The sequence below is a fragment of the Zobellia alginiliquefaciens genome (genome assembly GCF_029323795.1).
GTDB classification, from domain to species: domain Bacteria; phylum Bacteroidota; class Bacteroidia; order Flavobacteriales; family Flavobacteriaceae; genus Zobellia; species Zobellia alginiliquefaciens.
This window is the reverse complement of sequence record NZ_CP119758.1, coordinates 1,606,535-1,619,929: the sequence shown is the minus strand read 5'-3', so window position 1 is coordinate 1,619,929 and position 13,395 is coordinate 1,606,535. Positions and strand designations below refer to the sequence as shown.

Annotated in this window: 7 protein-coding genes; all 7 read left to right on the top strand. The window is 38.8% G+C overall.

The genetic code is table 11. The annotated features are described in order from the left end of the window. The first annotated feature begins 34 nt into the window (after positions 1 to 34). Positions 35 to 1,660 (top strand): sodium:solute symporter, encoded by a 1,626-nt coding sequence (locus tag P0077_RS06905; RefSeq protein ID WP_276168395.1) that lies wholly within the window; start codon positions 35 to 37, stop codon positions 1,658 to 1,660. Positions 1,661 to 1,679: 19 nt separating this feature from the next. Continuing rightward, positions 1,680 to 3,182: an L-arabinose isomerase gene (araA, locus tag P0077_RS06900; protein WP_276168394.1), complete on the top strand. Its 1,503-nt coding sequence runs from the start codon at positions 1,680 to 1,682 to the stop codon at positions 3,180 to 3,182. A gap of 181 nt (positions 3,183 to 3,363) precedes the next feature. Continuing rightward, positions 3,364 to 3,939: an RNA polymerase sigma factor gene (locus tag P0077_RS06895; protein WP_276168393.1), complete on the top strand. Its 576-nt coding sequence runs from the start codon at positions 3,364 to 3,366 to the stop codon at positions 3,937 to 3,939. 147 nt (positions 3,940 to 4,086) lie between these two features. Then, positions 4,087 to 5,208, top strand: coding sequence for a FecR family protein (locus tag P0077_RS06890; protein ID WP_276168392.1), 1,122 nt, complete (start codon positions 4,087 to 4,089; stop codon positions 5,206 to 5,208). A 225-nt stretch (positions 5,209 to 5,433) separates the two neighbouring features. Then, positions 5,434 to 8,835 (top strand): TonB-dependent receptor, encoded by a 3,402-nt coding sequence (locus tag P0077_RS06885; RefSeq protein WP_276168391.1) that lies wholly within the window; start codon positions 5,434 to 5,436, stop codon positions 8,833 to 8,835. Positions 8,836 to 8,845: 10 nt separating this feature from the next. Further along, a complete protein-coding gene (locus P0077_RS06880) occupies positions 8,846 to 10,576 on the top strand; it encodes a RagB/SusD family nutrient uptake outer membrane protein (RefSeq protein WP_276168390.1) in 1,731 nt (576 codons plus the stop codon). Between the two features lie 75 nt (positions 10,577 to 10,651). Beyond that, on the top strand, positions 10,652 to 13,357 hold the full coding sequence (locus P0077_RS06875) for a GH116 family glycosyl-hydrolase (RefSeq protein ID WP_276168389.1): 2,706 nt from the start codon (positions 10,652 to 10,654) through the stop codon (positions 13,355 to 13,357). Positions 13,358 to 13,395: the final 38 nt, after the last annotated feature.

Sequence of the window (13,395 nt, the reverse complement as noted above, 5' to 3'; positions counted from 1 at the left end):
TTACTTGAATGAACAACCAACGCAGTAAATAAATATGAAAGGATTAGATACACTGGACTGGGTCGTTATTGCCCTATATTTTATTGTATTACTTGGTGTGGCCTGGTGGGTTATCAAGCAAAAACAAAAAAATACCGAAGATTATTTTTTAGCAGGGAGAAACATAGGCTGGTTTATGGTGGGTGCTTCTATTTTTGCATCCAATATTGGTTCTGAGCATGTTGTAGGTCTTGCCGGTAATGGTGCCGGTGATAAAATGCCTTTGCTAATTTACGAGCTTCATGCATGGTTAGTATTGATGTTGGGCTGGGTATTCTTGCCCTTTTATGCTCGAAGTGGTGTATTTACCATGCCCGAATTTCTTGAAAAACGCTTTGATGCCCGTTCCAGATGGGTCCTTTCCATAGTATCCTTAATAGCATATATCCTAACCAAAGTCTCCGTAACCATTTATGCCGGAGGTGTGGTCGTATCTGCTCTATTGGGCATTCCGTTTTGGATTGGAGCTGTGGCTACAGTTGTACTCACAGGATTGTATACGGTTCTAGGTGGAATGCGGGCTGTGGTGTACACGGAAACAATCCAAGCCATAGTTTTGGTTTTCGGTGCAGGAATTTTAACTTATTTAGGGCTTGATGCTGTTGGCGGATGGGGAGAATTGAAAGCAACCGTTGGTCCGGATTATTTTAACATGTGGCGACCCAACTCGGACCCTGATTATCCGTGGTTACCTTTGTTCATCACTAGTACGGTAGTGGGTATTTGGTACTGGTGTACGGATCAGGTTATCGTACAACGCGTACTAACTGCAAAAAATATTAAGGAAGGTAGAAGAGGAAGTATTTTTGGAGCCCTCTTAAAATTGATGCCGGTATTCTTGTTTCTCATTCCGGGTGTTGTTGCTTTAGGGTTGAAAATGCAAGGAAAATTGCATTGGGATAGCCCAGATGAAGCCTTTCCTGTTTTGATGAGTAATTTAATGCCTTCGGGATTACGAGGTTTGGTGGCCGCCGGTTTGCTGGCCGCATTAATGAGTTCTTTGGCTTCGGTCTTTAATTCATGCTCTACACTGTTCACTTTGGATATTTATAAAAAATTGAAACCTCAAAAACCGGAAGAAGAGTTGGTTAAAACAGGTCGTATCGCAACCTTTTTTGTGGTTGGACTAGGACTTTTATGGATTCCTATTATAACCACATTGTCCGATGGGCTATACGAGTACCTGCAGAATGTACAGGCCTATATCTCACCGCCCATAGCGGCTGTATTCTTACTAGGTATTTTTTATAAACGTATAAATGCCAATGGAGCAATAGCAACTTTGGTAGGTGGTTTTATCATTGGTTTTACAAAACTTACGCTAGAAATAGTAAAGTCTAGCTTGGCACAGGATAGTTTAATGTTCAAGCTCGCAGATATTAATTGGTTGGTTTTTGGCGCTTACTTTTTTGCGCTTTGTATTGCCATTGCAGTTGTAGTAAGTATGTTCTATCCGGCGCCATCGCAGGCTCAATTGGCAGGGTTGACTTTTGGGAGTGTATCTGCGGAGCAAAAGGAAGAAGGTAAATCGAGCTACAACATATGGGATATAATCACTTCGGTTATTGTACTTCTGATAGTGGTGTATATCATGATTTCTTTCAGTGCATTGAGTTTATAATTTACAGAGCATTACTACAATGATAGATATTTCAAATGAAGAAGTTTGGTTCGTAACGGGAAGCCAACATCTATACGGACCGGAAACACTGGCACAAGTTGCGGAGCATTCCCTTGAAATTGCTAATTACTATAATGCAAATAAACGTGTTCCCGTTAGGGTGATTTTCAAACCTGTAGTAAAAACGGCTACAGAAATCAATGCACTATGTAAAGAAGCGAACCATGTTGATACTTGCGTAGGTTTGGTTCTGTGGATGCATACTTTCTCTCCTGCCAAAATGTGGATTGCGGGCCTACAGGCACTTCAAAAACCATTTTTGCATCTGCATACCCAATACAATCGGGACATTCCTTGGAATGCCATTGATATGGATTTTATGAACCTGAATCAATCTGCACATGGTGGTAGGGAATTTGGATTTTTGGCTTCCAGGATGCGGTTGAATCGAAAGGTGGTTGTGGGACATTGGCAAAATGAAACTGTTATTCAACAGGTAGTCAGCTGGTGTCGTGTGGTCTCAGCCGTTGCAGACTCTAAAAAAATGAAAGTAGCCCGTTTTGGGGATAATATGCGTCAAGTAGCAGTTACCGAGGGAAACAAAGTTTCTGCTCAAATGAAGTTCGGTTATGAGGTTAATGGATATGGCGTAGGTGATTTGGTAAAATATATCGATGAGGTTTCCGCTGTTGAAATAAATGCTTTGATGCAAGAATATGAGGATTCTTATACCATGGCAGCTAAAATTAAAGCTGATGGAAGTATGCGCAATTCTTTAATGGATGCTGCGCGGATAGAGTTGGGTATGCGGGCTTTTCTTGAGGAAGGTGGTTATACCGCTTTTACCGATACTTTTGAGGATTTACATGGTATGAAGCAATTACCGGGTATTGCTACTCAACGGCTTATGGCAAGTGGTTATGGCTTTGGTGGCGAAGGTGACTGGAAGACGGCAGCACTTGTGCGTACCATGAAAGTTATGGGGGCAGGTCTGAAAGGCGGTAATAGTTTTATGGAAGACTATACGTATCACTTTAACCCCGCAAACACGTCGGTACTTGGTTCTCATATGTTAGAAATTTGCCCGTCCATTGCTAAAGGAGATGTTTCGTGTGAAATTCATCCCCTTGGTATTGGCGGTAAAGAAGACCCGGTACGTTTGGTATTTAACGCTGGCGCAGGAAATGCTTTGAATGCATCGGTTGTGGATATGGGTAATAGATTTAGGATGCTGGTCAATAAAGTGGAAGCTATAGAAATAGAAGAAAATATGCCTAACCTTCCCGTGGCAAGAGTTTTATGGGAGGCAAAACCCGATCTTCAAACGGCTGCTGCAGCTTGGATTTATGGTGGAGGAGCACATCATACCTGTTACAGTCAGAATATCTCCGCAGAATCATTGGAGGATTTTGCAGAAATCATGGATTTGGAATTTCTGCTGATTGATGAAAAAACTGACCTGTACCGCTTTAAACAAGAACTGCGTTGGAACGATGCGGCTTATGGTTTAAAAGGTATTTAAAGCCTACGTTTTTTATTACTTATAAGTAAGGAATTTACTTGTGTTTTATGTATTGGGGACTGATTTAATTTGCGAATAGTGTGATAAGGGCTATTTATTTTTGATTATTCAATAATATTTATGTACTTTTTTTTCTACATTTAAAATTTGAATTTGTATTTATGTTTTTTTTCGGTAACTCATGATTGATAAAAAGAACCATAGTGATAACTTATTGGTGGCCCAATTTAAAGAGGGCAATCAGAGGGCGTTCCAGGTCCTTTTTGAGAAGTATTGGGAGGTTATGTTCATTAAGGCCAATGCCATCCTTGGAAACAGAGCGGCAGTAGAAGACATTATTCAAGAAGTCTGGATTAATCTATGGAAGCTTAGGGAAAAGCGAGATATAGCAGATTTCCAAGCATACCTTTTCCAATCTGTTCGTTATGGTTGTTATAAATATTTAAGAGACAATAAATTTAACAATGTCCAAATTAAGGTTATAAACTCCTTGCCGCTTATTTCCGAAGCGGAAATAGAGGGCCAGCACAATTTGGTGCATGTGCAGACCATTATAGACAAATCCTTAAAAGAGCTGACTCCTAGATGCCAGCAGATATTTAGGTTGAGCCGTATGGAACATACTACCAATGAAGAAATTGCCATAAAATTCGGCATATCAAAACGATCTGTTGAGAATCAAGTGTCTTTGGCTTTAAAAGTAATAAGGCGGCATATGGCTACACTTCACGCTATCTTACTTTATCTTTTCGTTTAAAAAGTCCTTTTTTTATTGCGTTATATCTGGTTAACTAGGTTCCTTACGGTCTCTATGCACTCTTTAATTTGTTAAATATATGTTAAAACAGTATTTGCTGTGTGAGTCCTAATAGTTTTACGGTTCCTACTAATAGAGGGATATACAATGAAAGAACAAGATTTCAGAAAACTGTTGGACAAGTATTTAGAGGGATCCATTTCTGACGAAGAAATGCAACTTTTAAATCGGTTTAGCAGTGAACTAGGTTCCCATATCAAAAAAGAAGCTTTTGAAGATGATCTCGATCGCATTCAGGTAAAAAATTCGTTATGGAAAAGAATCGAACCGCACACCAAAGAAAGATCCAATAGATTTCGATTTGGGCAAGTGGCTTCAGTAGCAGCTGTATTAATCGGGTTTTTGGCTGTCGGATATTTTTACTTTACATCGAGAGGAGAATATCAAAATGAAACCCCTAATAATGTTATAACCCTTAAACTCGATGATGGTAGTGTTCAAATCATTGAAGAAAACGGAGGGATAACCTTGACCGATGATGCCGGAAGTGTAATAGGCCGTCAAGATGGAAAAGAATTGATTTATTCGGCAGCAAGTGAAACAGAGAAATTAGTGTACAATACGTTAACCATTCCTTTCGGAAAGACTTTTCGGGTAAGTTTATCTGACGGAACAGTTGCTCACCTAAATGCTGGGTCTTCTTTAAAATACCCTACAAGGTTTTTGAAAAACCAAGAAAGACAGGTCTACATTACAGGTGAAGCATATCTTCAAGTTGCTAAAGATTCGTTGCGACCGTTTATTGTAAATACGGAGAAGTTGAACGTACAAGTTTTAGGAACTGAATTCAACATATCGTCATATTCCGAGGATGAAACAACAGATGTAGTCCTTGTTGAGGGATCGGTAAGTCTTTATGCCGAAGATAAGACCATAACCAATAAAAATACGGTAATACTTAAACCTGGATTCAAAGGAAGTTTCAACAAGAAAAATCAAGAAATAAGTAAAAGCGCAGTTCCAACAAATCAGTATACTTCTTGGATGAAAGGTGAATTGATTTTTCGGAATATCACCTTTGAGAGTATCATAAAAAAGTTAGAAAGACACTATAACGTTTCAATTGTCAATCGTAATGAGAATCTTTCTAAAAAGAAATTCAACGCAAATTTTGGAAATGAGCCTATAGAAAAGGTTCTTTCTGAATTAAAGGAGAATTACGGAATTGATTATACGGTTAAAAGCCCAGGAACAATTCTTATTAAATAATCTAACTGAACTTTAATTTAAATAATAGCCAATGAACAAAGACTAATAAACCAAGAAAGTTGCACTGGTATATAATATAAAAAAATCGGAAAATGCGCCAACATTTCCCGATTCAATACCTGTGATTAGATTAAAACAAATAACCACATTTAACACCTTAAAAGTATGAAAAAACTTCTTAATTGTACAAGAAGCTCATATCCTATATTTAAATATGATCTAAAGATGAAACTCAGCACGCTGTTTATATTGGTAGCTTTCTTTTCCTTGCAAGCCAATGATACTTATTCACAGCGGATGAAAATTACATTAAAGTTGAATAAAGCTACGGTAGGGGAGCTTATAGACGAAATAGAAACAACATCGGAATTTCAATTTGTATACAAGTTGGAAGATGTTGATTTAGACCGTCCGGTCTCTATAAATGTAAAGAATGAGAGGATTGCTCAAGTCTTGAAGCAAGTTTTTAAAGGCACCAAAACCACTTACAATTTAAGCGGCAAACGGGTCTATTTGGTTCGCCAAAAGGAAGTGTCTATAGATACAATTTCCGGTATTAGGATACCTTCGCTAATTCAAAGAACAGAAATCAGAGGTACGGTAACGGATTTGGAAGGTATTCCTCTGATGGGCGCCAATGTGGTAGAAAAAGGCACGACCAACGGTACCCAAACCGATTTTGATGGAAATTTTTCCATTTCGGTTGCCGATGAAAATGCTGTTCTCGATGTGAGCTATATCGGTTTTGCATCGAAAGAAATACCGTTAAATAATCAAACCAATTTGACTATCACCTTAGAGGAAAGTGCTGCCGGCCTTGATGAGGTAGTGGTAGTGGGTTTTGGAACAAGAGGAAAAAAATCATTAACAGGAGCTATTGAAAATGTAGATGTCGGACCCATACAAAAAAGGTCAAGTTCCAACCTTATCGTAAACTTACAGGGGGCAATTCCTGGATTAGTGGTGTCACGCGGTCAGGGAGATCCCGGAGATGAACGGGCAGATATACAGATTAGAGGTGCTTCAAGTATAAATGCTACGAAACCTCTGTTGATTATTGATGATGTTCCCTATGATAACTTATCCGTTTTATCTTCACTTAACCAAAATGATATTGCCCAATTTTCTGTATTAAAAGATGCTGCTGCTGCTTCGCTTTACGGCGCTAGAGCTGCAGGAGGGGTCATATTGGTAACTACCAAAAATGGAAAACTAGGAAAGCCTAAAATTAGCTATTCAGGTAAGTCAACCTTTGAGTTTCTCGGTCGAGAGGTGCAACCGGCTACTCAATCCCAATATTATCAAATGTACGATGAGGCCAGTGTGCTAGACGGCATTTCAAATCATCGATATAAGGCAGGAGAAGAGTTTTGGCTAAACGGTGCCGAGGGAACTGGTCCCTCACCCTTTTTCGATGCTATCGATTTCACATATGCAGATAGAAATTTTGTAGACGAGATGTGGAAAGATTATGCGTTGGGTCAGATTCATAACCTAACCGTATCAGGAGGGTCTGAGAAGCATACCTATAATTATTCTCTAGGTTATATTGATACCGAAGGTTTACAGGCACCAGCCGAAAACAGTTACAATCGCTTTAATATAAGACTAAATAATAATCTGAAGTTTTCCGATAAATTGAACTTGGGTTTGTCTTTTTATATTGAAAGAGGTGTTAAAGATCGTCCCACTTTATTGAATAGCGTTTTTCATGGAGGAAACGATGTGTATTGGTATACGCTACCAAATATGGCCTACTTGAATTCACAAGGAGAAAATTATGGGTTTGGAGGCACCACAGACCCCATATCAATGCTTGAATTGGGAGGAAGAACAAAAGATGTTAGTAATAGATTGAATTCTAGGGTGAAATTGAGTTACGATATTTTACACAATCTTGATATAAATGTCATTGGAGGAATTAATGTTGATAAGAATTTTAGTGACGGAATCACCAAAATTATCACCTATTATGATTGGACTGGCGAGCAGGTCAATAAGAGAAGTCCTGATAGAAATCGGGTGAGCAAGAGTTATAATCAAAGAATTTTTCAAAATTATTCAGCTTTTGCCAATTACAATGAAAGCTTCAACCAGATTCATAACGTAAGTGTTTTATTAGGTGGGTCTTACGAAAAGAGCGAATTTGATGGGTTCTCAGCTTATAGAAGAGACTTGCTAACAGAAGAATTGCAATCGCTGCAATTGGGTGATGTTGACGAGCAGTATAATGATAGTTCCGCTAATGCTTGGGCTTTAGGGTCTTTTTTTGGTAGATTGAACTACTCTTTTGATTCCAAATATCTTATAGAGATTACTGCTAGACGCGATGGAAGTTCACGCTTTACAAAAGACAATCGTTGGGATAATTTCGGAGGAGTTTCAGCAGGTTGGAACATCTCTGAAGAGAAATTTTTTGACGTCAAATCTTTAGATAGGCTTAAGTTGAGGGTTTCCTATGGTGTGGTAGGTAACCAGAGTAGTATTGGTTTGTACGACTATATTCAATCAATAAATGTAAATAGTGGTATTTATCCCTTTGGTACCACCCAATCTAGAAATTTGGCAGCCTCACTTGGAGCATTGGCAAGTGAAAACAGAACATGGGAGCGAATATCGACCACAAATTTCGGTGTAGACTTTGGTTTGTTCGATTCTAAGATTACAGGTTCGTTCGATTATTTTAAAAAACGGAACAAAAATATGCTAGTGGGTATAACCCTTCCGTCGGTTTTGGGAGCGACACCGCCTACTAGTAATTTCGGTGAGTTGGAAACTACCGGGTGGGAAGCATCTTTGGTCTATAAAAACCATGATAAAGAATTTAAATATCAATTCGATGTCGGGGTAAGTGACAATAAGAACAAGATTGTCTCTTTAGCTGGATCAAATGTGATTTCTGCTAGTAGAATGGGAGCTGTTGAGGGGTATCCAATGAATTCACTATTTGGGTATAGCCGAGAAAAACTATTGACGAGCCAAGAAGAATTAGAGGCATATAAACAATTAGATGGTGTACCTCAAGGTCTTAGAATCGGCGATGTCAAATTTGCCGATTTGAACAACGACGGTAGAATTAGTGTCTATGATGATAGCGGTAATTTGGCGGATGTTAAGTATTTGGGAAGCAATAATCCCCGGTACAACTACTTTTTCAACACGAGTTTTATGTGGAAAAATTTTGATTTCTCAGCTTATTTTAGTGGATGGCTGAAAGATGATATGATTCGCATGGGTACCTCTTCAATACCCTTTAATCAATGGTGGCATAATCAAGATTCTTATTTCTATAATAATACTTACCACTCAGAATTAAGACCTGAGAAAGAATTACCATCCCTTAGTGTTAACGGCAGTATTGTTAATTGGAATTATCGCTTTGCTGATTGGAGAGTGTATAATAACAGTTTCATTAGGTTAAAAAATATCAACTTAGGATATACACTTCCCGAATACCTATCCAAACAATTGAGAGCTACTAGTATTAGAGCTTTTATTAGTGGAGATGATCTATTTGAGTTTATTAATGCTCCTGATAAGGCTAAAGATCCTGAAAGACCTTATAACTGGGCCGGTGGTATACCGTTCACCAGAAGAGTGACTGTAGGAGTGGATATTAATTTTTAAGAGAATAAAAATGAAAAAACATAATACATACAAAAGCATAAAAATATATGGCCTTTTTATGCTTTTACTAGGCACCCTTTCTTGTAACGATGATTTAGAATTGTTACCAGAAGATAGTATTTCAGATGTGTCTTTTTGGAAAAATGCCAATGATTTTGAATTGGCCGCCAATAATTTCTATTTTTCGTTAAAGACCTATTCAAATGAACCTGATGCCAATTCAGATATAGTAACATCTTGTGAAACTTATAATACGGTAAGTGACGGTAGTTACATACCCTCCGAGCAAAGCTCGGTCTGGAACAATACATACAATGAGATTAGGGGTGTCAACAATTTAATTTCCAAAGCCCAAGAATATGAAGGGGAGGTTTCTGAAATTCAGCAGTACGTAGGAGAGGCTAAATTTTTTAGAGCCTATCTGTATTTTAGGCTATTGAAGAATTTTGGGGGAGTTCCTTTGATTTTGAAACCTTTGGACATTGATTCCGAAGAACTCTTTGCAAAGAGAGCGGATAGAAAAGAGGTTGTGGCCCAATTGCTTGAAGACCTTCAAGAAGCCATAAACATGCTGCCTTCGGCAGCTAACCTGGCAGATGAAGAAGAAGGGAGAATTAGTAGCGAGGCAGCAGAGTCATTTATGGCAAGAGTGGCCCTTTTCGAGGGTACTTGGCAGAAATTTAGAAATAATGGTTCAGATGCAGCGGAATATTTAAAAATAGCTGCCGATGCGGCCAATAATGTCATCAATAGTGGTGCCTATGGAATTTTTGACCAACTCGGAGATGACAGTTACAGGTACTTGTTTTTAATAGATAATAATGCCGTGGCCAAATCTAATCCTCTTAATCTCAACAAATCCGATATAAACGAATTTATCATTACCAGAAAGTATTCCTTTGAATTTGGCATTACAAATGGCCATTCTCACGGAGTGACACAAGAGAATGCGCCAACCAAAAAAATGGCGGATTTTTATTTGTGCTCCGATGGGCTTCCTATTGACAAATCACCTTTGTTTCAGGGTAGGTCAACATTTACCTCCGAGTTTGAGAACCGTGATAATAGAATGCGTAACTCTTTGGCCATTCCAGGTATTCGTTATTACAGTTATGGTGCGTTAGGTAGGGATTTTGATAATTCTGAAAACCCTGGGGAGGGCACAGGAATCCACAAAGCTAACTTTGGAGAAAACACCTGTACCGGTTATACTTTAATTAAGTTTACTACAGAAAAAAAAGACATTAGCTTAGGGCAAGAAGAAACTGATTACCCTGTTTTGCGCTATTCTGAGGTTCTCTTGATTTTTGCCGAAGCCAAATATGAGTTAAACGGTAGTATAACGGACGAAGAATTGAATAGATCGATCAACTTATTGAGAAATAGGGCCAAACTGCCCAGTTTGACGAATGCTTTCGTAGAGTCTAATGCCCTTGATATGCGTGAAGAAATTAGAAGGGAACGTACTGTTGAATTATTTATGGAAGGTTTTAGGTTAGAAGATTTAAAGAGGTGGAAAACTGCCGAAACCGAATTGCCAAAGTCGCTCAGGGGAATTCTGTACGATAATACGGCCTATGCGGATGATCCTGATTATGATAAGCTGGAACGTTTCGACGAAAATGGTTTTTATGTATGGCAATTTTCCGCAAATAGAAGGTTTGAAGAAAAACACTATTTATTCCCTCTACCCACACAACAGGTAGAATTAATGGGCATAGAGCAGAATCCGGGGTGGTAAATTAGTGATTGAAAAAACGGCGGACTGCCTTTAATTCCTATCTATCAAAAGTCATAAAATCAAGAAAAAATTATTATGAAACATAAAATTTTAGTACTAGGTGTTTTATTTTGCTGCGCCTTGTGCGTTCGTTCACAAAGTACCATAACGAAGGATCAATTAGAGTTGAATTCTGATAAAACTCCTGTGGTCAAAAATTTTCCTGAAAATTTCGAGGCACAATTGGTAGAAAGGGGAGAGCCTCTAATTTATACCAAAGAAAACTCAAACAACTTTGAGTTTATAGGCATGCCCATAGGAGGTATAGGTGCTGGGCAGCTGTATTTGGGTGGAGATGGAAAACTTTGGTTTTGGGATATTTTCAATACCAATTACAAAAAAGGACAATTAAAAGGTGAGGAAGCCTATGAACATCCCTACAAAAGAAGTGAAGAAGGCGAGTATGGCACGCACGAAGTTGAGCAGGGTTTTGCCGTAAAGGTCAAAAGAAATGGGGCTAAGGCAATCATAAAAAAACTTGATCGTGACCATATTTCCGATATTCAGTTTAAGGGTCAGTATCCCATTGGTGAAGTCAAGTATGCAGACAATGAACTGCCAGTAACATTGAGCTTAGAGGCCTTTTCGCCCTATCTGCCATTAGATGTCGAATCGTCTAGTTTTCCGGCTACGATATTCAATTTTACCATTACCAATGAATCCGATCATGATTTGGATGTTGAACTTGGAGGGTGGTTAGAAAATGCAGTATTTATTGAGACTCGTGGTAGTCACACCATTGAGCTTCAAAATAAAATAGCTAAAAGTTCAGATAAAACTTTGCGGTTGAACTGTAGCTCGGTAATCGAGAATGAAAGTGATACATTGGTGAATAAATATGACTACGGGTCTATGGGTTTGACCTTACTTGAAGGTGGTGCCAATAGTTATGCGGTTAGTGCTATTGACGTAACCAGACTTGACGAAAGTCTCTTCGTTGAAAATGGTAAACTCAGCGCTTCCAGTAAAAATAACCAGAAACCTTTAGTAGGTGCATTGATTAAGAAGCTGACTTTAAAACCTGAAGAATCTAAAAAGGTAAGTTTTGTTTTAACTTGGTATTTTCCCAATAGTCAAGTAGCCCAAATAATTGATAAAAAGGGTAAGTCTTATAATAATGCCTTCAATGACGCTGATGAGGTGGCAACTGGCATTGTGTCTGATTTCAAAAGACTATCCGCGAAAACCAAACTTTGGCGAGATACCTGGTATGACTCAACTTTACCTTACTGGTTTTTAGACAGAACGTTTTTAAATACTTCCATTCTTGCCAGTAGTACAAGCCATATTTTTGAGAATGGTCAATTTTATGGTTTTGAAGGCGGGTATCAAGGTTTAGGAACCTGTACCCATGTTTGGAGCTATGTTCAGGCAATGGGTCGCTTATTTCCGGAATTAGAGATTAGTTTGAGAGAACATACTGATTTTTCCTCTTTCCCTGATGGTGGTCTGTTCCCCTCCGGTGTTGTTAATTTTAGGGGGCGAACCAAAATGGGAGAAGGCTGGGGTAACGGTATGGCCGTTGATGGCCAATCTGGTTTGGTGCAAAGGTCGCTCTTGACCCATCAATCTTCCGTCGATAATCAGTTTTTAAAGAATAATTACGATGGAATTAAGACGGTAATGAACGGACTTATAAATGCCAATGATGATAATCATGATGGTATTCTAAGTGGCCCCCAGCACAATACTCTAGATGCTGATTGGTACGGAGAAATTACATGGTTGAGTTTACAATACCAGTCAGCCTTACGTGCAATGGCCGTTATGGCACAAGAAATGAAAGATGAGGCGTATGCCCAATTTTGTATTTCTCTTGCCGATAAGGGAAAGCATTTTATTGAAAATAATTTGTTCAATGGTGAATATTTTATTCAAAAAGGCGATCCAGAACACCCTCACTCACCGGGGGTTTATAACGGATGTGAATACAGTCAATTATACGGTCAAAGCTGGGCCTATCAATTAGGTCTTGGCCAAATTATCGATTCAAGTAAAGTAACCGAGGCGCTAAATAGTTTGTGGAAATTTAACTTTACCACTGATGTAGGCCCATACCGTGAAATTAAACCGGCAGGCAGATGGTATGCCATGACAGGTGAAGGAGGATTCGTTGCCTGTACTTGGCCTAATGGCGGGTCTGAGGTGTTGGAAAAAGGCAATCCTAGATTTGCAGCTTACAATAACGAAAGTCAAAACGGATACGAATATGCCCTCTCTCATTTGATGATGTCACATGAGATGCCGTTGCGTTCATTGGCACATACTTGGTATATGCATAATAATAGATATCATGGTTCAAAAAGAAACCCGTGGTGTGAAGTAGAATGGGGAATACATTATTCGCGGTCTATGGCCAGTTACGGTGTATTTATTGCGGCCACCGGGTTTGAATACCACGGACCTAAAGGTTACATTGGTTTTGCACCAAAAATCACACCTACGGATTTTAAAGCACCTTTCACTACAGCACAAGGTTGGGGCACTTTTGAGCAAAAAATAGCTAAAAAAGAACAGCAGGTACAAATCGGCATAAAACACGGTCAAGTAAAATTGAAAATGCTCGCGTTTGAGGTACCGGTCAATTTTGGGGTCGCTCAGGCCGTGTTAAATGTCAATGGGAGAGAATTGAAAAACTTTGAGTTCAATCAGAGTCTAGATAAGGTAGTGGTAACGTTGCAAGATGATATTCTACTTGAGGAAAATCAATCGCTGCAAATACACTTTAAAAATGCCAATTAGGCTTCAGCGTATAGTTTTTGCGATCAACTAAAATTTGA

Excerpts from the sequence above, each read along its gene's own strand:
- araA (WP_276168394.1), top strand. The coding sequence starts at position 1,680 with ATGATAGATATTTCAAATGAAGAAGTTTGGTTCGTAACGGGAAGCCAA.
- P0077_RS06890 (WP_276168392.1), top strand. The coding sequence starts at position 4,087 with ATGAAAGAACAAGATTTCAGAAAACTGTTGGACAAGTATTTAGAGGGA.
- P0077_RS06885 (WP_276168391.1), top strand. The coding sequence starts at position 5,434 with ATGAAACTCAGCACGCTGTTTATATTGGTAGCTTTCTTTTCCTTGCAA.
- P0077_RS06905 (WP_276168395.1), top strand. The coding sequence starts at position 35 with ATGAAAGGATTAGATACACTGGACTGGGTCGTTATTGCCCTATATTTT.
- P0077_RS06895 (WP_276168393.1), top strand. The coding sequence starts at position 3,364 with ATGATTGATAAAAAGAACCATAGTGATAACTTATTGGTGGCCCAATTT.
- P0077_RS06875 (WP_276168389.1), top strand. The coding sequence starts at position 10,652 with ATGAAACATAAAATTTTAGTACTAGGTGTTTTATTTTGCTGCGCCTTG.
- P0077_RS06880 (WP_276168390.1), top strand. The coding sequence starts at position 8,846 with ATGAAAAAACATAATACATACAAAAGCATAAAAATATATGGCCTTTTT.